This window comes from Fibrobacter sp. UWR2, assembly GCF_002210285.1.
Taxonomy (GTDB): domain Bacteria; phylum Fibrobacterota; class Fibrobacteria; order Fibrobacterales; family Fibrobacteraceae; genus Fibrobacter.
The window spans coordinates 290,497-311,623 of record NZ_MWQE01000001.1; the positions used below are offsets into that span (position 1 = coordinate 290,497).

Sequence of the window (21,127 nt, forward strand, 5' to 3'; positions counted from 1 at the left end):
ATTACTTCACCTCCACTTTGAGTTTCTGCTGTACTGTTCTCCCGTCCGAACTGAGCTTGAACACGATTTCCTGTTCCCCCGCAGAATCGAACTCTATTTCTGCTTCGGTCTTCGGGGCTACTGCAGTGCATGTGCCCTTGACGCAGATTTCCATAAGGGGGAGGCTGCTGCGGGTTGTTGCTACAAAGTACGGATCGTATACGAACGTCACCCTGGAACCGTATACGGTGCTCGTCGGCAACCCTGTCAATAGCAGGTGAAAATCCTCGAACTCGCTTTTCTTGAAGGTTGTGTCGGCATAGTATTTTACGGCGTAGTCTATGTCGGCGATAAGTACGGGGATGGTGTGCTTCTGCATGCTTGCGGCAATATCTCCAGCCTCGAGGAACAGGTTCTTGGGGCTTGCAATGACACTGTCCCTGAGACGGTTTCTGTCGACAGTGAACATGCTCTTGTACCAGCCGTCGCGAGATTCCTTCGGGGTGAGGCTTGTTGCCGTCTGGAAACGGATTACCTTTTGATGCTCCTGTTCCGTAAGCACGAAAAGCCTTGTTGTCCTGCGGGCGAACTCGTTTCGTGTTTCCTCGTTCAGCGCTTTTTTTGCATCGGGCACGGGTTCCGTGTAGAAGTTCCTCACGTTCGATTCCGGGTTTACGTCGCGGAATACGTATCCAGCATTCCCGTTGTCTGGAGGCAGGTCTCCCTCCTGTGCGCTGCCTGTGCACGTAACCTTTATGTTGTCTACAAACAGCGTGGTGTATTGGTAGGCTCCTACGCCGAATAGTCCGATCCCCACCTTGTTCAGGGTGCTGCTGCTACCGAGAAGGTCGCGCGTGGGAAGGCTGATGACCTGCGTGCTGTTTGCCGTCAGTGTATAAAACACGACGTTGCCGTTACCGGAGTTCCCTGTAAGCCAAAGGCCGAATTTCACGTTTTGGGTGGAACGGACCGAAATGCTGAATGAGCCGCCCTCAACTGGAATGGGCAATCCGTTGAATGAGAGTGTTCCAGTCCAGTCGGCAGTCTCGTTCTTGATGCCCGAAAGCCGGATGTAGGGGGCCTTCATGTTTTCGAAGTCTCCCCAGTTTGCGGTCCATTCCGGCGCCTCGGGGAACGTGCGACTGGAATTTTCCATCTGTCCATTGTGTGTGGAGCCGTCGTAGAGCACGGCTTCCCTGCAGTTTTCGGCGTTGCCTGCGGATGCCAGCACAAGACCCGCAAGTACAGCGCCTTTCAGAATCCTACTTGACATAGGAATTCTCCATTGTTGATGCATATAGAAAAAATGGCCGTCCGGCCATTGCCTAAGCTTCGCCAGGAAAAGTCGACAGGATTTTCCGGGAAACCTGAATGTCGTAAGGTCAAAACTATATAAACAAAAATCCTCCGTAAAGGAGGATTCGCAGAAAAATTTTTGCCAATATTATCGTTTTGGCTGATTAATCACTTGCCCGGACTGCTTGATCAGTGACTATTGTCAACGAAGCCTTGTAAGTGTTGTCGACGACTTCGGTCTTATATTCATAGCGTTCGCTGTAAAGGAGGTCGAGACGCTTCTTGAAGGTGGCAAGTCCGAGCCCGCCTTCGTTTGATTTCTTTTTCCGCGGGAAGTTCGAATTTTCGGTGAAGAATTCTACGATGTTCCCCTTTTGCACAATCTTGATTCGTGCAAAGCTCGGTCCGTCCGGATTTACGCTGTGCTTGATGGCGTTCTCCACGAGCGGCATCGCGATAAGCGGTGCAATTTGAAAATCTTCGGTTTCGAGGTCTGTCGTAAATTCAAGCTTGTAGCTGGGGTCGAGTCGCAGTCTTTCCAGGTCGGCGTATTTTTCCAGGATGTCGATTTCTTCCTTGATGGGGATGGTGCTGTCCGATGTCTGGTAGAGCATCACGCGCAAAAGCTTTGAAAGTTTCGCCATCGATTCTTCGGCGCGCTTGGGGTCGAACTGGATAAGTGCGGAGATGTTGTTGAGCGTATTGAACAAAAAGTGCGGACTCAGCTGGTTCTTGAGAAAGTCAAGTTCGTATTGCAGGGACTTGTTCTTCTGTTCGCGCTGGACGAATGCTCTTAGCGTGTGTCTCAAGACAATGTTGTACAAAACGCTGATGCCGCAGACGAACCCTACGAGAATGGAAAATAATATGACTGTAATGAAAGAGAAGTGCCCGCCCTTCATGTTCGAGAAGCAATACGAGGTGAAAAAGTAGGTTATGCCTTCGCCTGGGTTGCGTTCGATAAGGAAAAATGCGACTTCGCGTACAAAGATGGCTCCGATGACAAGTAAGGCGTTGTGAATGACGAATGGAATATAGTGCTTCTTGAATATGCAGCTCGGAACGAGAAATTTCTGGTTGAGAAAGAAGATGAGTGTTGTGGTGCAGAAGGGAACGTAGAAGCCTACGACGCCCTTCGCGTTAATTTTTGGGGAGGTGATGACGGAGGGGTCGAGGAACGTGGCCAGCGGGAACAGAAGTACGAAAATCCAGATAAGCAGGAGGGGTACGAATGGGGGAATGGGATAGCTGATGGACTTCGTTTCTTCTTTGAGCAGGTCCATCAAGTACTTTTCGCTTCGCATGAAGCTTGCTTCTTGTAAACCCTCGAATGTCCCACGTTTTGTCTCGAAGAACTTTGTAACTGCTTTTGCTGTCTTTTTAACGGTCATGTATTCAAAATTAAGTCTATTTTGGCCAAATTTCATCCCCTATATGACATTTTTATGACGAAAGTACGAAAAAAAACGACAAAAACCCAATTTAACTTTTGCAAGCCCCTTTCCCGATGCTGACACAGTCAGGGCGTTACGGAGGTAAATTTGAATACGTAAAGAACAACGAACCCGTAACGACAGAGGTAATATTATGATTATGAATACGCGCAACAGGGAAGAAAGGGATGTCTATTTCCAGTACCTGAACGATATTTCAAAATATCCTCTGCTTACGAGGGAACAGGAAACTCTCCTGCTCGCAAAGATTAGGCAGGGGAGCCGTGAAGCGATGGACATGCTCGTCAAGGCAAACCTCCGCTTCGTGGTGAATATCGCCAACCTGTACAAGGGCCAGGGACTTGAAGTCGGCGAACTTATCAGCGAAGGCAATATGGGCCTCATGGAAGCCGCCCGCCGTTTCGACCCGAACCAGAAAATCAAGTTTATCAGTTATGCCGTGTGGTGGGTCCGTCAGAACATCACCCGCGCCATTGCCGAAAAGGGCCGCATGGTCCGCATCAGCGCCGAAAAGGAACTCGTGCTCCGCAGATTCGCGAAGAAGGGCGGCAAGCTCCGCCAGGTCGTGGGCGGCAGCTACGTTCTCGACCCCGAAAGCCTCGCCGGAGTTTCCAAGTACAAGGGCGATGCTATCGAGAAGGTGCTCATGATGGACAATCGTGCGACATCCCTCGAGACTCCCGTTGGCGAAGATGGCGATGCGACTCTTGGCGATACGATTGCTTCTGCGTCTCGTACAGACAAACTTGCAGAACGCAGGAACCGTACGAACGTTTTCGAGAAGGTGATGCAGGACAACCTCACCGAGCAGGAACTCGATATCTTAAGACTTTATTTCGGATTCGCGATGGATTCGGACTTGAACCTCAAGGAAGTTGCCCCGATGGTGGGCCTCTCCAAGGAAAGGGTCCGCCAGCTCAAGGAATCCGCACTGGCTAAACTCAAGACCGAACAAATTCATAGGATCTTGAACGAAGCCGCTTGATTTTTCATATCTCTCTCCTTTTTTTACTAAAAACCGGTCTTTTAAAGGCCGGTTTTTTCCGTTTCTGCCCGAACCATTGTGCTGTGAAATTGTATTTTTTAGGCATATGGTTTTCAATATGATGTATTTACGCAATTCCCTTGTGGTCGCGCTTTCTGCGGCCTCTCTCGCTCTCGCCGCGAACGACACGAAGACCCCTCCCGGCGATTTTTACGATGAAGTTTCCCGCCTGAACAAGGTGCTTTCCGAAGTCAACCGCAAGTATGTGGAAGACGTGAACCCTACGGAACTGACGGATGCGGCCCTGAATGGTATCCGCGATATCCTGGACCCGCATACGACGGTCTTTACCCCGAAGGATTACGAAGGCCTCAAGGTCTCGATGGAAGGCAAGTTCGGCGGCGTAGGTATTACGATTAGCCTGCGCGATAACGTGCTTACCGTGATTTCCCCGCTTTCCGGAACGCCTGCCTTTAGGCTCGGTATCCGTGCGGGTGACCGTATCAGAAAGATTGATGGCAAGGACACGAAGGGACTTTCCCTCGACGATGCCGTGAGCAAGCTCCGCGGAAAGATCGGCACCGACGTTACGGTCTCTATCCAGCGCGAAGGCGTGCCCGACCTGATGGACTTTACCATTACCCGTGCCGAAATCGTGGTGCATGCAGTGCCGTACTACGGCATGGTCGGCAAGGATATTGGCTATATCAAGCTCGCCACCTTCAGCGACAAGACTACGAGTGACGTGGAAAACGCCATCCGTGGCCTCAAGAAGCAGGGCATGAAGAAACTGATTCTTGACGTGCGCTACAATCCGGGCGGACTCCTGAACCAGGCTATCGAGATTAGTGAACTCTTCCTCAAGCAGGGAAATGTGATTGTGTCTACGCTCGGTCGTACGCAGCGCACCGAAAGCCGTGCCCGCCGTGACGGCATGCTCGGGCCCGAGGTACCCATGGTGGTCCTTGTAAACCAGGGCTCTGCAAGTGCCGCAGAGATTGTCTCTGGGGCGCTTCAGGACTGGGACCGCGCGCTCGTGGTCGGCAAGACCTCGTTCGGTAAGGGCTCCGTGCAGACGATTTTCCCGCTAGACAACCAGGGCAACGCCCTCAAACTTACGACGGCATTCTACTACCTGCCGTTCGGCCGCTGCATCAACAAGCCTGAAAACGGCATCAAGGGCCTCAAGCTGCAAGAAGAGGAACCGGCCGAGGATGACGAAGAGGCTCCGGCAGATTCCGTGAAGAAGGATACCGTAACGCGTGATACGTTCTATACCAACAACGGCCGCATGATGTTCGGCGGTGGCGGTATCAAGCCCGACGTAGATGTGGAACTTTCCCCGATGCCGTGGGTGGTGCAGGTGCAGGAACGCATGGCGATGTACTTCAAGTTCGCCGTGAAGGTGCGCCCGCTGCTCGACAAGGCCGGCGTGAAGGTCGATGCGAACTGGGTTGTGCCTGATTCCCTGTACACGCAGTTCAAGGAATTCTGCATGAAGGATACGAACTTCGTGAAGGTGAAGAGCAACGCCCTCGTGGGTGTGGACCAGCTTGAAAAGAGCATCGTTGCCGAACAGAACTATATGGGCGACAGCTCGAAGACGGTTGCGGATACGACTCTTTCGAAGAGGCTTACCGAGATGCGCAAGGCCCTCGAGAACAAGCGCGATGCGCAGTTCGACGAGAACAAGGACTACATCAAGGATGGCATCAAGCGCGAACTTTTGACTGCGATGGTCGGCGATTCCGTGAGCACGGCGTTCTCGCTCAAGCGCGATGAACAGTTGAAGGAAGCTATCAAGTACCTCTCCAACGACGCCCTCTTCAAGAAGACGATCTCGGGCCCGGGCAAGCGTCCGCAGGCCGTAAAGCCCAAGCAGAAGAGGAAGTAGGCCGCGCACGTGAGTCTAATGAATGCCATAGCGGAAGCCCTGGGGCGGTTCGTAAAGAGATTCTTGCGAACTGTCCTGAACTATTTTAAGTTCGTATGGGAACTCTTCAAGAACATTCCCGGAGCATTCTCTAACTTCCACACGACCGTGGAACAGATGCAGCGCGTGGGCGTGACTAGCATCCCTGTTGTGTTTGCCGCTTCACTTGCCACCGGTGCCATCATGTCGTGGCAGTTGGCATACCAGTTCGGTGACATGATCCCGATGATGTTCGTGGGCATGGCCGTGGGTAAATCCGTGATGGTGGAACTTTGCCCCATCCTTACGGCAATGGTGCTTGCTGGGCGTATCGGGGCCTCTATGTGTTCCGAACTCGGAACCATGGCGGTTACCGAACAACTCGATGCGTATAAGGTATTGGGGCTCAGCCCTTACAAGTTCCTGCTGGCACCGCGCCTTATCGCGACGGTCATTATGCTCCCGACACTTACCGTCATAAGCATCTTTATCGGTATCGCCGGCGGTTACGAAGTCGCCCACCTGTACAAGGAAGTCTCGTGGTCGGTGTTCTTTTACGGCGTGCGCATGTTCTACCACAACTGGGACCTTGTCGTTGGCCTTATCAAGGCGACGCTCTACGGCTATTTTATTTCAAGTTACGCATGCTTCTTCGGGTTCTTCACCCATAGCGGCGCAGAGGGCGTAGGCAAGAGCACCAAGGCTACCGTGGTGGCCGGCATGACAAGCATCCTTATTGGCGGTTTTACGCTTTCCAAGCTGTTGCTCGTGTAGTTCCAGATGCCAGAGAAAAGACGCAAAGGATACGGGTTTACTGGGGAACGCGTCATGGACGTGAGCGTGCTTTTGGAGCAGGTTCTGAAGAAGAACCACATCGACGAAAACATGCACCTGAGGACCATTTCGGAACACTTCGGGGACATCGTCGGGACGGCCGTTTTACCCCATGTACAACTAGTGAAATTGGACAAGCGGACACTGGTGCTGAAGGCCGCTTCTTCGGCCTGGAAAAGCGAACTCTTTTTGCAAAAAAAAACTATTATTGACAAGTGTAATACGCTGCTCGGAGAGCCGTTTATACAGGCTATACGCTTTGTCTGAACGGGGATTGCCGGTGCAGATTTTTGAGATGTTTTTAGAGGAAATATGGCAGAAGAAACAGAAGAATTGAAGAAGGCCGAAGAGGCCTATAGCGGTTCGAGCATTACGGTTCTCGAAGGCCTGGAAGCGGTACGAGTCCGCCCCGCCATGTATATCGGGTCGACCGATATCCGAGGACTCCACCACCTGGTATGGGAAGTCGTCGATAACTCTGTCGACGAGGCCCTGGCTGGCTTCTGCAACCATATTGAGATTTCAATTCTGCCGGGTAACGGCATCCGCGTGACGGATAACGGCCGCGGCATTCCGACGGATATTCACCCGAAGGAACACATTGGTACCATCGAGGTAGTGATGACCAAGCTCCATGCGGGCGGTAAGTTCGACAGCAATTCCTACAAGGTTTCTGCCGGCCTGCACGGTGTGGGCGTGAGCTGTGTGAACGCGCTTTCGAACAAGCTCGTGGTTACGGTGCGCCGCAATGGCCGCGTCGTGAAGCAGGAATTCTCCCGCGGTATCCCGTGTGGCCCGCAGGTCGACGTGGGCGAGAGCGACGGCACGACCGGAACCTCCGTGGAGTTCTATCCGGACGATACGATTTTTACCGAGACCGTTTACGTGTACGATACGCTGGCGACGCGCTTCCGCGAACTTGCGTTCCTCATGAGCGGGCTCAGGCTCACGCTTACCGATGAGCGCGACCCTGAAAAAATCCAGAGCGATACGTTCTGCTTCCCGGGCGGCGTCTCGGAATTCGTGCGCTACGTGGACGAACACCGCACTCCGCTGTTTAACGAGCCTATCCACCTGGTGCTCCCCAATGGCGAATATCCGCTCGAAGTCGCCATGTGGTACAACGACGGTTACCAGGAAAACTTCTTCAGCTTTGTGAACAACGTAAACACCTATGACGGCGGTACTCACGTGACGGGCTTCAAGACGGCCCTTACCCGCGTCATTAACAAGTTTGCTGCAGAAATGCCCAAGGGCAAAAAGGAAGCCCAGATTACCGCCGACGATATTCGTGAAGGCCTTACCGCCGTTATCGCCATCAAGGTTTCTCAGCCGCAGTTCGAAGGCCAGACCAAGCGCAAGCTCGGCAACTCCGAAATCGCAAGCTACGTGAACTCTGCGTTCGGCGCCAAGTTGGAAGAATACTTCCAGGAAAACCCGGCCGCCATCAAGGTCATTTTGGACAAGGTGTACAATGCGGCTCTCGCCCGCGAAGCTGCACACCGTGCCCGTACTCTCGCTCGCCGCAAGAACGTGCTTGAAAGCGGCGGACTCCCCGGCAAGCTTGCGGACTGCAGTAGCCGCGACCCGAAGGAATGCGAACTCTTTATTGTCGAGGGTGACTCTGCAGGCGGTTCCGCGAAGAGCGGACGCAACCGCGAATTCCAGGCCATCCTCCCGCTGCGCGGTAAGATCCTGAACGTGGAAAAGGCAAGCCTGCACCGTGTGCTCGATACCGAGGAAATCCAGAACCTGGTGAACGCCATCGGTACGGGTATCGGTACGGAGTTCAAGATGGAGAAGCTCCGCTACGACAAGATTATCATCATGACCGATGCCGATGTGGACGGCTCTCACATCCAGACGCTCCTCCTTACGTTCTTCTTCCGCTACATGCGCCCGCTTATCGATGCAGGCCACATATTCCTTGCAATGCCCCCACTGTTCAAGTTGAAGGTGGGCCAGAAGGAACGCTACCTGTTCGACGAAACCGAGAAGGACAAGGCCATGGCCGAAGTCGAGGACAAGAAGAACGTGACCATCACGCGATTCAAGGGCCTTGGCGAAATGTCTGCCGAGCAGCTGAACGACACGACCATGGACCCGAAGAGCCGCTTCCTCAAGCAGTGCTACGTGGAAGATGCCGTGCTTGCCGACCAGATTTTCAGCATGCTCATGGGCGAAGACGTGGAACCGCGCCGCAAGTTCATCGAGAGCAACGCCTACAAGGTCCTGAACGATTTGGATGTCTAATTTATGAGCCCTACGAAAGCAGACTTTCAGGTGGTTCTTGGGCAGGCGCGTGAACTTGTCCGCGAATCGCTAGAAAGGACGGAACAGGTGATTATGCAGGTGGCCGAGACTGCCCCTGTGGGCATTTCTGACCGCCTTGTATCGCTGTTTGGCCGCAAGGGGAAGCGCATACGCTCGACACTTCTGTGCCTTATCGCAAACTGCGGGGAAAAGGCGCCGGACGTAAACCGCGTGGCCCATGCCTGTGCGAGCGTGGAACTCCTGCACCTTGCAAGCCTCGTGCACGACGACATCATTGACGGTACGGACGTGCGTCGCGGCAAGAAGACTGCGCACAAGGAATGGGGTACCCAGGTGGCTGTGCTTGTGGGCGACTACGTGCTTTCGCAGTCCATGCGTTGCGTGATTGACGAAGAAGTCCGTAGCGTACCTGTCATTATTTCTGATGCCGCCGACATGCTCATTGTGGGTGAAATCATGGAACTGGATCATTGCGGTGAAATGACGCTTTCCAGGGAAATGTACAACGAGATTATCAACCGCAAGACGGCAGCCCTTATCGAGGCCGCGTCGCGCCTGGGTGGTATCATGGCGGGTTTCGACGAGTCGCTCGTGAACGAATGCGGCAAGATGGGGGCTCACTTCGGGCTTGCCTTCCAGATTATCGATGACCTGCTGGACTACGGCTACGGCTCCAAGAACCTGGACAAGGCGAAGTTTACCGACCTCTCGAATGGACTTATCACGCTCCCGCTGTTGTACTACTTCGAAGACTGCAGTACTGCGGAGCGCGCTGAAATGGAATCGCTTATCAAGAAGGCTTCGGAAGAGGGTGTAGCCGAAATGATTCTGGAACGCCTGAACGCAAAGAAGAGCTTTGACAAGGCGAAAGCCGAAGCGCAGGAACACCTGGAACAGGCGCTCGAGATTGCGGACAAGTTCCCGAAGAACACGTTTACCGAAGAGATTGTCGCCATGTTTGCGAGCATGAGCGACCGCGGAAATTAAGCGCCTGCGGCGTAGTTATTTACGCCGCATCCAGAAGGCGAGGAACACCACCACCGACAGGATACAGACTGCGATGATGCCCCAGAAGGCGATTGCCGATCCGGTGACCGCATCGCCGTTCATGCCGAAGGGGAGTTTTACGTTCATGCCGAACAAGCTTGCGAAGAACGTCGGGAGCGATATGGAAATCGTCACGATGGTCAAGTTCTTCATTAGCTGGTTCACGTTGTTGTTAATGACGCTTGCGCGGGCATCCATCATGGATGTCAAAATGTTGGCGTAGATGTTTGCCTGTTGCAAACTCTGGCCGTTCTCGATTTGGATGTCTTCCAGGAGCTCGCGCTCGGCTTCCGTCCAGTTGAGGCTGCGGCCCAGCTGCAACTTGCGGAGCAGCGTATCGTTACTGTTGAGTGCGCTCACGTAGTAAATCAAGCCCTTGTTGAGGCTGAACATGGAAAGCAGGTACTTGTTTTCCATCGACGTGTTGAGGCGCAACTCCAAGTCGTCGTTGATGCGGTTGATGATACGCAGGTGCTCGTTAAAGTGAGAAATCGCGAAACTCAGCACGCGCAGCACGAAGGTGTTCAAACTATCGATTTTCGAGAAGCGACGCTCATCCATTACGGGAATGTCGCTGTCGGTAAGGAGCAGCACCCAGTCCTTGAAAATGAAAATGCCGAAGGATTCGACGCGGAACTGGAAATTGTCGGCCGCGGAGTAGTTCTTGGGCTTCTTGAACACTATCGTGGTAAAGTCGTCGTCGTACTCGATGCGGGAAAGCTCGTCGGAGTCGAATGCGGAGGCGATGGTATGCTCGGTAATCTCGTATTCTTTGACTAGGACGCTTCGCTGTTCCTGGCTGAGGGAGCCCATGATGACGATATCCGCTGCGTCTTCGTTCGGGGCGACTGCGATGCGACCCGATTCGATTTTGTAATACTTGAGCATGGAGCCCCCTTTGATCGAACGCCTGCCAATATAGAAAAAACTCTCGGAAACCACAAGTTTAGTAATAAAGAAAAAAGCCCCGGCGTGGTGCCGAGGGCTTTTTAGATCTTCGCTTTCGCGAGGATGATAACAGGAATTACACCGTCTTCTTGGAGCGGTTGGACCACCAAAGAACGATCGGCGAGCAGATGCACACGGAGGAGTAGGTACCGATGAGGATACCGAAGCACTGCACGAGACCGAAGTCGCGGATGGAGGAACCGCCCTTCACGGCGAGGATCACGCACACGAACAAGGTCGTGAGGGAGGTGACCACTGTACGGCTGAAGCACTGGTTCATGGACTTGTTGATGGTTTCGCCGAAGTTCGCAGAACCGAATACCACGGTGTTTTCACGGATGCGGTCGAAGTTCACGATGGTGTCGTTCACGGAGTAACCGATCATCGTGAGGAGCGAGGCAATCAGGGCGCCGTCGAAGGAGAGGCTGAATGCCGAGATGAAGCCGAGCGTGATGATGGTATCGTGCACGAGGCCGAGCACGGCTGCGACACCGAAGCCGAGACCGAACTTGCCGAAACGGAACCACACGTAGAGCAGGATGCCGATCCAGGCGAGAATCACGGACAAGATAGCGTTGAAGCGGAGTTCCTTACCGATGGTCGGACCCACGGTGTCCTTAGCAACGATCACGCACTTCTGGTTGGCCTTGTCGAAGGCCTGCTGCATGGTGGCTTCGAAGTTGGCGTCGTCGGTGCGGAGGCTGACCTGGTAGGAGTTGGCAGAAGTACCGCCGAGAGAGCGGACCTTCGTGCCCGTAATGCCGGCAGCGGAGAGAGCTTTGCTCAAATCCTTTTCGTGCTTGGCGTCATCCTGGTACTGGATGGTGTAAACCTGACCACCGGTGAAGTCGATACTGAAGTCGAAACCCTTCACGGCGATGCAGGCGATGCTTGCCACGATGAGGACGAGCGAGATAATGCCGAACTTGCGACGGTTCGGGATAATCTGGAGGTTCGCCTCGTTGATGGCCTTGAAACCGTTGCCGATGGAGAGCGTCGTGGCGTCACGCTTGGCGAGCTTCCAGTCGAGGATAGCGCGGGTGAGCGTGATGGCGCAGAAGAGGGAGGTCAGGATACCGATAGTAAGCGTAAGACCGAAACCCTTCACGGAACCGGTACCGATTTTGTACAGGATAAGGCCAGTGAGAACGGTCGTCAAGTTGGAGTCCAAGATGGCGCTGAAGGCGCGTTCGTAACCCTTGGCGACGGCAGCACGGGCGGTGAGGCCGGCCTTGAGTTCTTCACGGATACGTTCGTAAATAATCACGTTTGCGTCGAGCGACATACCCACGACGAGGATGAAGCCCGCAATACCGGGGAGCGTGAGGGTCGCGTTGAACACGGACATCACGGCGGCGGTCACGAGGGTGTTGATGAACATACCGATGCTCGCGATGAAACCACCGAGGCGGTAGTAGGCGACCATGAACACCAAGCAGAGGATAAGGCCGATAGCACCGGAACCGAAACCCTGGACGATGTTTTCTTCACCGAGGGTGGCACCGACGGTACGGCTTTCGATAATCTTCATCGGGGCCTTGAGGGCTCCGGCGCGGAGCACGACAGCGAGGCGGTTAGCTTCGGCCATGTCGTCGAGACCGGTAATCTGGGCGTCGCCGTTCGGGATGCGTTCGTTGATGCGCGGGGCGCTGATGACCTGGTTGTCAAGCACGATGGCCATCTGCTTGCCGACGTTGGCGGCCGTGACAGCGGAGAACTTCTTGGGACCGATGCCGCCGAACTTGAGGGTCACGGCGATTTCACCGGCGCTCACACCGTCAGAGATACGGTGCGGCTGGGCGTTCACGATGTCGTCACCGCCCATTTCGGCACGGCGCTTGAGGAGGTAGAGACGCTTGGCCTTCACCGGAGAGTCATTCTTGATCTTCTCGAGACCGCTACCGAAGGCGAAGTTTACATCGCGCGGAATGAGCTTCTTGACACCGTCAAGTTCGAGGATCTTCTTGACCTTCTCGATATCTTCTTCGGCGATGAACCCGCCGTTGCCGATATTCATGTAGTAGTCGCTGAGAGCCTTCCCGACCGCGGATGCCGGTGCGGCTTCGGTTTCTTCCGTCTTGGAGGAATCTTCGGCCTTCGGGGCTTCGGCAGCAGCGACGTTTCCGCTCAGGAGTTCTTCATCGGAGAGCTGCTTGGCTGTGTCGGCGGCAGCAGCGACCGTAGAGTCCTTGACTGCGGCACTGTCCGTAGCGGCAGAGTCGGCTGCGGTCACATCGGAAGTCTGGCGGGTCAGGTACTGGTCGATGAGGGTGAGCGTCGTGTTGAACTTTTCAGATTCTGCGAGAATCTTGAATTCAAGTTTTGCGGTAGAACCCACGAGCGACTTGGCGGTAGAATCGTCCACGCCGGCAAGTTCGACCAGGATGCGGTCGTCGCCGGAGGGAGAAATCTGCGGTTCGGAAAGACCGAACTGGTCAACACGGTTACGGATAATTTCCAGAGACTGGGCCTGGATGTCCTTGATATCGTCGTCTTCCTTGAGGCCGGACGGGTCGATCTGGAGCGTGATGCTCGTACCACCCGCGAGGTCAAGGCCGAAGTTGATGGACCTAGTTGCAAGTTTCGGGTTTTCCTTGAGGAAGGCCTTCTGCTCTTCGCCCTTCTTGGTGTGAACCTGGATAGAGGGCCAAACAGTGTAGGCCGAGAGTGCAATGACGAGGAGAATAAAGAATTCTCGCATGCCGAATTTATGTTTGTTCATCTGTAATCCCTTAATAAGGCATTAATACGCATTTAGTTGCGGGTGCAAAGATAGAAAATAGTCACCGGTTAATGGTTGCCGGGTGCCGGAAATACGGGTGAGAATGGGCTTTTTTGAGTGTTTTAAGGGGGAGGGCTCCCCCTGGTTCGCACTACGTTGCTCTCCACCCCTTCGCCTAAGGGGTTCCACCCCCTAAAACCCCCAGAAGTGAGCGCCATAGCCAATGCACTTATGCAATTGGCTATGGCCGAACGCAAGGGGGTTCTGCAAACCCCCGATTGTCATGCCGGATGTCATGCCAGATGTCATGCCGAACTTGTTTCGACATCGCCGTTCCTTACCAGAACCGCTTCCTATAAGAAAGTTTGCTACAAGAGGCTCTTTGCACACTCACACATTCACTTCGTTCGAGTGTTCGCTTAGCGAAGAGCCTCTCTCCGCAAAGAAACACGAGAGGTTCTTTGGAATGGGAACGCTTATTGTAGGGACATGCAAGAATCTGGTACTGCGAAAGCCTTGCGGCTGTTAGTCGCTGCGGCTTTCGCGAACGGCGGGTATCGTATTAAACTGCGGGTAGATGTTTTTTTTTAGGCGTCGATCTTGTAATTGTTGCGGGTGGACTTTTTAGCCTTGGAAGCGGATTTCTTGGTGTTCTTGTTGTTGGACTTGACGTTCTTGGACATGATTTTCGCCTTTTTAGTTAAAACTTTTCGTGTGGAATTTGAAGAAAATTCCATTTGGGATAAAACAATTACAGCGCACCTCGGGGTGCGTTGTAATTATTTTCAAAAATGTTGATTATTCTTCTAGTTTAGTACAGCGGACGGAGAAGCCGTGAGTTTTGTACGTTTCCTGCTCAGTTAGGTACTCTCCCGAACGAGATGTTGCAGCGGCAAACGCTGTTGAAATTACTTCACCATTTTTAGAATAAGAACCTTCGTCGGGATAATACCAATATGTAGCCTCACCTATACGCGTTAATCTTCGATCCCAAATATACCCTGCACCGACGAGGGAATAGCCGCTGTAATTAAAGCCCCCAAATGATATTGCTCGAGCGTCTTGAATTCCGTGCTTATTGTTGTCCGCATGAAGCACAATGTAAAAATCGTCCTGAGTCAGAAGCCGCCAGCCATCCGGACAAATTCCCTGGTGGTTCGGCTGGATTAAATCGGCGCAGCTTTCGGTATTGCAGCGGCTCGGCAGCTGCATCATCTCGGCCCACTGGTAAAGTCCTCCGTAACGGTCGCAATTTGTGGTATCCCTATCGTAGCAGTAACGCTCGATTAACGTATCGTTTGCCTGATCTTTTGTAATACCAACCATCTTGCCGATATTGAGGTTTTCTGCCATTACGGTCACAGAAGCGGCCTCGCCTTTTTTGTTTTTCCCGTTTATCGTAATGTAGTAGTAGCTACGACCATTGCGTTCATCAACAAAAGTCTTGTAATCGCTGCTTTTGATACGAATAGCATCACCCAAATCAGCCTTATGGTCATACGGGACATAGCCGCTGCTACTGGGAACACTTGAACTCGACTGCGGAGTGACGCTGGAGGAGGAGTTCACACTACTGCTCGATTGCGGAGTGACGCTAGAGGAAGACTTCACACTGCTGCTGGATTTCGCGCTAGAGCTCGACTGCGGCGTGACACTAGAAGAGGACTTCGCGGAACTGCTAGACGCGACGCTCGAGGAAGACTTCGCACTGCTGCTAGATTTTGCAGAGCTGCTGGAAGATTTTGCACTGCTACTGGACACACTTGTCTCGCTGCTGCTCGACTTCGGTGTGACGCTCGAAGAGGACTTCGCGGAACTGCTAGACGCGACGCTCGAGGAAGACTTCACACTGCTGCTGGACTTCGCACTAGAGCTCGACTTCGCGTTGACTGAAGAAGAAGACTTGGCAGAGCTACTGGACACACTTGTCTCGTCTTCGCTCGACTGCGGTGTGACGTCTTCGATACTGCTGGACGACTCGTCGTCGCGCGGGGCAAAACTGCTCTCATCATCACAGGCGGCCAAGAGAAAGATACTTGCGATAAAGAACACCATACCGATGTGCCCAACGCATTTTAACGACGACAAAAGTCCAAACTTCTTCATATGTCCTCCTTCCAAATCATACACCACAAATATAACCAAAACACCCCGTCACATTGTAAAAAATGCATGTAAACAAACTTTTTCGGCTCATTTTGTGGGTCAAATCCGTTTTATAGGTAGGGGCTCTGCAATTCCGCAGTTCCACCATAAACGGAGTATAAATGAATAATGCGCTGAGTACAGGTTGTGTTGACATTTGGCTGGACGAAATCGTGCCGTGCCTCAAGGATACCGAAACTGGAGAAATCAAAGAGACCGTGGTTTTCATTTTGCTCTTAACAAAGAGTTGCTAAATCACTATATTGGAATGTTGGGATGTTCCCATATTGGGGCTCTTCATCCTTATCATTTTATGTTAGGGATAAATGCAGCAAAAAAATTGTTGGAGACGTACACCTATGAATGGAACGGAGATGGCTGAAGATATTTTGGCTGATATTCGGATACCGATTTCAGCTGTTCCCAATCCGTATAAGGATGCTCCGCCCTGCAGGCTGAACTTGTTAGAGTTGGCGAGGTACGCCGAGCGCGTCGGGAAGAAAATAGAAGAACTGACTGCCGAGGAGATTCTGCAGTTCAAGTTGTAATCATCTGATTTCAAAAGTCGGCTGGCCGCCGGTGAGCGTTACGGCAAGTGTCATCTTTTTGCGGCCGAGGGTGCGGACGACCGAGAAGGTGTCGCCGTCGCTCTCTATTTGCACCTTCCCGTCGCGGAGTACGGGGTTTTCGCGGCGCATGCGGGTGAGCTCGCGGATAAACTTGTAGATGGGCAGTGCCTTGCGGGCCTTCAGCTGGTCCCACGGGAATGTTCGCCTGCAATCGGGATCCTTGCCGCCTTCCATGCCGATTTCGTCGCCGTAGTAGATGCAGGGGGCTCCGGGCATAAAGAACAGCAGGGCGAGCGCGAGCCTTATACGTTCGGGGCTCGTGCGGGGCTGCGATGCGATGCGCGTGGTGTCGTGGCTCCCCAACAGGTTCATCTGCACCCCGAAGCGGTTCGCGGGGAACGCGCTGCGTACCTTCTCGCAGAATTCCCCTGTGGAAATGGGATTCTCGTCGAAGAGGTACTGCATTACCGCCTTGCGGAACGGGTAGTTCATCACGCCGTCGAACTGGTCGCCCTGTAGCCAGCGTTCCGGGTTGTCCCAGATTTCGCCCACGATGTAGGCGTCGCGGTTGATTCGCTTGACCCGCCTGCGAAATTCCTGCCAGAAACTGTCATCATCAATCTCGTTCGGCACGTCGAGACGCCAGCCGTCGATACCGCGTTTTGTCCAGTATTCGGCGACTTTGAAAAGGTATTCGCGAACTTCGGTGCAGTCGGTATTGAATTTCGGGAGGGCGGGGTAGTTCCACCAGCATTCGTAATTCGGCTTGCCCGAGTAGGCGTTGAGCGGCCAGCCCTTCACGTGGAACCAGTCTACGTAGGGGGAATCGGGCCCGAGTTCCATGAGGCTGTTGAACTGGAAGAACCCGCGGGAACAATGGTTGAAAACGCCGTCCAGGATGACGCGGAGCCCGAGCCTGTGGGCCTTTTCTACCAGGCGGTCGAAGTCGGCGAGCGTGCCGAGCACCGGGTCTATTTCGAAGTAGTCTACCGTATGGTAGCGGTGGTTCGAATTGCTCTTGAAAATCGGGCAGAGGTAGATGGCGTTTACGCCGAGCCCCTTGATGTACGTGAGTTTGCTTTCGATGCCGGCAAGGTTCCCGCCGAACATGTTCTCGCGGGTGGGCTTGGTACCCCATGGCACGAACTTTCCTGCCGCATGGTAACGCTCCGAACGGCAGAACCGGTCGGGGAATATCTGGTAGAAGATGGCGTCTTTAACCCAGGCAGGAGCGTTCATGGGCGGGGTGCACTAGATTTTCCACATGGGGCGGCGCCTGCGGGTGTCGACCAGCTTGCGGATTTCGGAATTGAGCGCGGTGAAGGTCTCGAGGTCGTCGACCGTAAGCGGGAGCCTGTAAGTCCAGTTGTTACCGCCCACGGTTCCCGGGATGTTCACGCGTTCTTCTTCGGCGGGTATTTCGGAAAGCGTCGAGGAGAGCGCGAAGTAATCCTGTACCGGCAAGATGCAGAACATGCTGTTCGAGGAGAACACGTGCGCAAGGATGTCGCGGACCACCGGCGGGGTGAGCTTTTCGGGCGCCTTGCCGGTCATCTGTGCGTGCGACCAGTAGAGATCCCTGTCGAAATCGGCCTCTTCCCAGAGCCCGCGAAGGCTCGAGGTATCGTGGCAGCTAGTGGTGCATACGGAAAGGCGCGGGTATTCCGCCATCTCGTAGTACGGAGAATACGGGGCTTTCCAGTTGCGGGCCCAGCGTTCGATGCGCAGCGAAAGGATGTTGAGGTTCTTGAGTACCACAGGCACGCAGTTCGGGACGGCACCGAGGTCTTCGGCACACACGAGCATGTCGGTCTCTTTCGCGAGCACGGAAAGCAACTTGGTCGCATTCTGTTCCCACAGGCCTTCCTGTGCGGCTTCGTTCGCGTGGATGATATCTTTCAGCTTGTCCTGTTCGTTCTGCGGGAGGGTGCCGAGTACGGGCTGGTTGTACCAGTACCAGAACGGGTAGAACGTGTTCTCGTCGCCCGCCGGGATGAATATGCGGTTCCAGTAGACCTTCAGGAGTGCGTCCTTCACGTTCTGCGGTTCATCCAGCGAGGTGATGGCGCGTTCGCTGTAGAATTCGGGCTTGAACACGAATCGGGTCGCCTCGTTCGGGAGGTTCTCGAAGTAGACCGAGACGAGGTTTTCGGTCTCGTCGCCGAGGAAAGCGCGGAGCTGGTCCACGGAGTAGTTGGGCCTACGCAGGTATTCGAGCGTTTCGCGGCTGAAGCCTGCATTGTGGAGCAGGTCCCAGGTAAGCGGGACGCAGGGGCTGAAGCGCCCGAGGATGCCGGTGACTTCGCGCTGCGGGATAGACCAGATGCGGAAGAAACCGAGCACGTGGTCGATGCGGTAGGCGTGGTAGAACTTGCTTGCTTGGGCGAGGCGCTGTTTCCACCAGCGGAAACCATCTTTTTCGAGGACGTCCCAGCGGTAGGTGGGGAAGCCCCAGTTCTGCCCGCTGTAGCTGAACATGTCAGGAGGAGCGCCTGCGCGGTCGTCGAGCGAGAAGTAGTTGCGGTTGGCCCACACGTCGGCGCTGTCTTCGTTGATGAGGATAGGAATATCGCCCTTGATGCGGATGCCGAGCTTGGAGGCTTCGCCTACGGCTGCCGAGAACTGTAGCTCGGCAATGAACTGCATCCAAGCCTGGTAGAGCATGTCCTTGTGGTGCTTGGTCCAAAGTTTTTCGATATCTTCTTCGGTAGGTTCGCGGAACTTTTTCCAGTCTTTCCAACTGGATTCGCCGTTCTGTGCCTTGAGCATGCTGTAGGCGCAGTATGCCTTTGCCCATGAATTGTTGTCAATCCACTTCGACAGTTCCTTGTCCTTCTTGATCTGGTCGTAGCGGTTGTCGAAGATGCGACGCAGCATGGTGCGTTTCCAGGTCGAAATCTTGTAGTAGTCGATTCTTTCCTGGTGGTCAAATTCCGTCTTGGCTTCTTCAATTTCGTTCTCGAATTCGCCGGAACCCTGCACCGACTGGATGTTGATGAAGACCGGGTTCAGCGCGAACGCGCTCCGTGCGCTGTAGGGGCTTGCCTCTGCACCGGTGTCGTTTACCGGCAAAAGCTGGATGATGTCGAAGTCGCACATCTTGCACCATTTTGCAAAGGGAATCAAGTCGAGGTATTCGCCGATGCCAATGCCGGATCTGCTGCGGAGACTGAAAAGGGGGACGGCTACGCCGCTCTGAAAAGAAGAAATATCACCATATCGCATGTCGGAAAATGTAGTAATAAATATCTATATTCCTGCATATGAGTTACGAATGCAGGCATTTGCGCGGTACGTTCTGTGCCAAGCGTCAAAAGGAATGCGATCCTGGGGAACCGGGGTGCGTCCTGCGTGGCCGGGTTTCTTTCCCGTTAAAAGAAGCTCCCGCCAAAAAGCGGGAGCCTAAAGGGAGTTCGGCGGATTAGCCGATCGCCTAGATGAGGCGCAGAATTTCCTGCGTGGTCTGCTCGGCGAAACTGTTGTCCTGTACAAAGCGGCGCACTTCGGTCGGGTTGATGCGGGCGTATTCGGAGAGTGCTCGCCCGATTCCGTTCCTAATATAATAGTCGTCTTCCTTGGCGCAGGTGAGGCAGAACTGGCGGAGTAATGGCCAGTCGGTACGGTCCTTGTACTGGATCTGGAAGATAATGGCGCTACGGCGGACCCAGATGTTCGGGTCGCGTATCCAGGCGGATATCTTGCTGCGCAGTGCGGGGAGCCTAAGGGCGAGGTCGCCCAGAATGCAGGCCGCGAGCGTGTCGACTGTGTCCCTCCAAGCGCGGGTCTTGATAAGCTTTTTCAAGAAGTTTAAGTGCTGGCCACCGAGAAGTTCCTTATGGCGGAAGAGGTAGTCACATGCCGCATACTGTATTTCGCGGTAGGGCTGCGACCACATGTCCTCGACTCTCGCAACGAGTTCAGCGTCATCCTTGGGCGGGTTCCTGTCGAATATCGGGTAGGTGACTTCGCGCCGCGGGACAAGCCTGATGCCGAGGAAATCGAATTGTTCCCTCGTCTTCTTGGACATCTCGTGTGCTTCTTCTTCGTTAGCGATAGCACGTAGGGCAAGCAGTATTTCTTGAGTGAACCGTAACATGACCCCACAAAAATAGTCCCAAAAGTTTTTTTTTTCTAGGTCTTGACAAAACTTTTTTTTAAAATTTTTTATTTTTTTTGTGCTTTTTTGCAAAAAAATGACAAAAAATACTCTTGACAAATAAAATTTTTGATTTTTTAAGGCTTTATGGCTACGGAAAACGGCTCTTTTTATAGTGGGGTAATCGAGGTTCCGCCTGAACTTCGTGGCCCTTCCAATGAAGAAATTTTGCAGATGTCGGAACGTGAAGACACCGAAAGGCGCCGCCGGGCGGCTGCTAGGCCCTCCAAGCGCGAAAGGTTGCGCCGCAAGATGAATAAGGAACTTGCCGCCATGTCGAAAATAGGTTCTGGCGTCACGCCGGCAAGCCTAGCCCAGCCCGCTCCTGTACAGCACGTGTCTGCCATGAACGGCGAACAGAAGGCGACGGAGGCTCCCCAGAAAAAGCAGCCGTCCTTTGCCCGCAAGAAACTCGAATCGCTCTATAGCGCCGCTTTCCGCCGTGAGCGCCATGTGGAAGAGACTCCCGCAGCGGCCCCGGTAAAGAAGGAGCCGAAGTTCACGCCGCCCTCCGTCCCGTCGTCGGGCCGCGTCCTTAGGGGCTCGTTCGGAGCCAAGATCTCCGACGAGGCCAAGGCCAAGGTTTATTCCGTCGCGGAACTGGAACGCATCCGTATGGAAGAACGCGCCAAGAAGATTCGCGCCGAACTCGCCCGCAAGAACAAGACCGTGGCGCCCGCTGTTGCAGAAGATGGCACTCCGGTAAAACGCCCGCGCGGCCGGCCCCGCAAGAATCCGCTGCCGGAACAGCTGTAAATAACCTGGAAAGAGAAATCAAAAAAGCCCGCCTTCTTGCGAAAGCGGGC

At 53.9% G+C, this 21,127-nt stretch carries 16 protein-coding genes; 8 read left to right on the plus strand and 8 right to left on the minus strand.

Features of this window, described 5'->3' with window-relative positions; all coding sequences use genetic code 11:
- Position 1: 1 nt before the first annotated feature.
- Together B7994_RS01140 and B7994_RS01145 are read right to left on the minus strand one after the other, a co-directional pair.
- On the minus strand, positions 2–1,252 hold the full coding sequence (locus tag B7994_RS01140; protein ID WP_088636646.1) for a hypothetical protein: 1,251 nt from the start codon (positions 1,250–1,252) through the stop codon (positions 2–4).
- A 187-nt stretch (positions 1,253–1,439) separates the two neighbouring features.
- Positions 1,440–2,666: a sensor histidine kinase gene (locus B7994_RS01145; protein WP_158213037.1), complete on the minus strand. Its 1,227-nt coding sequence runs from the start codon at positions 2,664–2,666 to the stop codon at positions 1,440–1,442.
- 202 nt (positions 2,667–2,868) lie between these two features.
- Between B7994_RS01145 and B7994_RS01150 the strand changes: the two genes are divergently transcribed.
- The 6 genes from B7994_RS01150 to B7994_RS01175 all read left to right on the plus strand — a co-directional run bounded on the left by B7994_RS01150 (position 2,869) and on the right by B7994_RS01175 (position 9,721).
- On the plus strand, positions 2,869–3,714 hold the full coding sequence (locus tag B7994_RS01150; RefSeq protein WP_088637197.1) for an RNA polymerase sigma factor RpoD/SigA: 846 nt from the start codon (positions 2,869–2,871) through the stop codon (positions 3,712–3,714).
- A gap of 118 nt (positions 3,715–3,832) precedes the next feature.
- Positions 3,833–5,608, plus strand: a complete 1,776-nt coding sequence (locus tag B7994_RS01155) for a S41 family peptidase (protein ID WP_233142917.1) — start codon at positions 3,833–3,835, stop codon at positions 5,606–5,608.
- 18 nt (positions 5,609–5,626) lie between these two features.
- Entirely contained in the window at positions 5,627–6,400 is a 774-nt protein-coding gene (locus B7994_RS01160) for an ABC transporter permease (protein WP_088636649.1), read from the plus strand.
- Positions 6,401–6,406: 6 nt separating this feature from the next.
- Positions 6,407–6,727, plus strand: a complete 321-nt coding sequence (locus B7994_RS01165; RefSeq protein WP_088636650.1) for a DUF721 domain-containing protein — start codon at positions 6,407–6,409, stop codon at positions 6,725–6,727.
- Positions 6,728–6,772: 45 nt separating this feature from the next.
- Positions 6,773–8,713, plus strand: a complete 1,941-nt coding sequence (gene gyrB, locus B7994_RS01170; protein ID WP_088636651.1) for a DNA topoisomerase (ATP-hydrolyzing) subunit B — start codon at positions 6,773–6,775, stop codon at positions 8,711–8,713.
- Positions 8,714–8,716: 3 nt separating this feature from the next.
- Positions 8,717–9,721 (plus strand): polyprenyl synthetase family protein, encoded by a 1,005-nt coding sequence (locus B7994_RS01175; RefSeq protein WP_088636652.1) that lies wholly within the window; start codon positions 8,717–8,719, stop codon positions 9,719–9,721.
- Between the two features lie 15 nt (positions 9,722–9,736).
- On the opposite strand, the gene B7994_RS01180 is transcribed toward B7994_RS01175, so the two are convergent.
- From B7994_RS01180 to B7994_RS01190, 3 genes are all read right to left on the minus strand, one after another.
- Positions 9,737–10,669, minus strand: a complete 933-nt coding sequence (locus B7994_RS01180) for a magnesium transporter CorA family protein (protein ID WP_088636653.1) — start codon at positions 10,667–10,669, stop codon at positions 9,737–9,739.
- Positions 10,670–10,805: 136 nt separating this feature from the next.
- Positions 10,806–13,451 carry a protein translocase subunit SecD gene (gene secD, locus B7994_RS01185; RefSeq protein ID WP_088636654.1) on the minus strand — a complete coding sequence of 882 codons (2,646 nt, stop codon included), beginning with the start codon at positions 13,449–13,451 and terminating at the stop codon, positions 10,806–10,808.
- A 798-nt stretch (positions 13,452–14,249) separates the two neighbouring features.
- Positions 14,250–15,557, minus strand: a complete 1,308-nt coding sequence (locus tag B7994_RS01190) for an FISUMP domain-containing protein (RefSeq protein WP_088636655.1) — start codon at positions 15,555–15,557, stop codon at positions 14,250–14,252.
- A 413-nt stretch (positions 15,558–15,970) separates the two neighbouring features.
- Here B7994_RS01190 and B7994_RS01200 point away from each other — a divergent pair, with 413 nt between their 5' ends.
- Positions 15,971–16,144, plus strand: coding sequence for a hypothetical protein (locus tag B7994_RS01200; protein ID WP_233142918.1), 174 nt, complete (start codon positions 15,971–15,973; stop codon positions 16,142–16,144).
- Here B7994_RS01200 and B7994_RS01205 read toward each other — a convergent pair whose 3' ends face one another.
- The 3 genes from B7994_RS01205 to B7994_RS01215 form a co-directional block, all read right to left on the minus strand.
- Positions 16,145–17,404 carry a glycoside hydrolase family 13 protein gene (locus B7994_RS01205; protein WP_088636657.1) on the minus strand — a complete coding sequence of 420 codons (1,260 nt, stop codon included), beginning with the start codon at positions 17,402–17,404 and terminating at the stop codon, positions 16,145–16,147.
- 12 nt (positions 17,405–17,416) lie between these two features.
- Complete coding sequence (locus B7994_RS01210) at positions 17,417–19,390, minus strand: 4-alpha-glucanotransferase (protein WP_088636658.1); 1,974 nt, start codon at positions 19,388–19,390, stop codon at positions 17,417–17,419.
- A gap of 208 nt (positions 19,391–19,598) precedes the next feature.
- A complete protein-coding gene (locus B7994_RS01215; RefSeq protein WP_088636659.1) occupies positions 19,599–20,261 on the minus strand; it encodes a DNA alkylation repair protein in 663 nt (220 codons plus the stop codon).
- 147 nt (positions 20,262–20,408) lie between these two features.
- Here B7994_RS01215 and B7994_RS01220 point away from each other — a divergent pair, with 147 nt between their 5' ends.
- Positions 20,409–21,077 carry a hypothetical protein gene (locus B7994_RS01220; protein ID WP_088636660.1) on the plus strand — a complete coding sequence of 223 codons (669 nt, stop codon included), beginning with the start codon at positions 20,409–20,411 and terminating at the stop codon, positions 21,075–21,077.
- Positions 21,078–21,127: the final 50 nt, after the last annotated feature.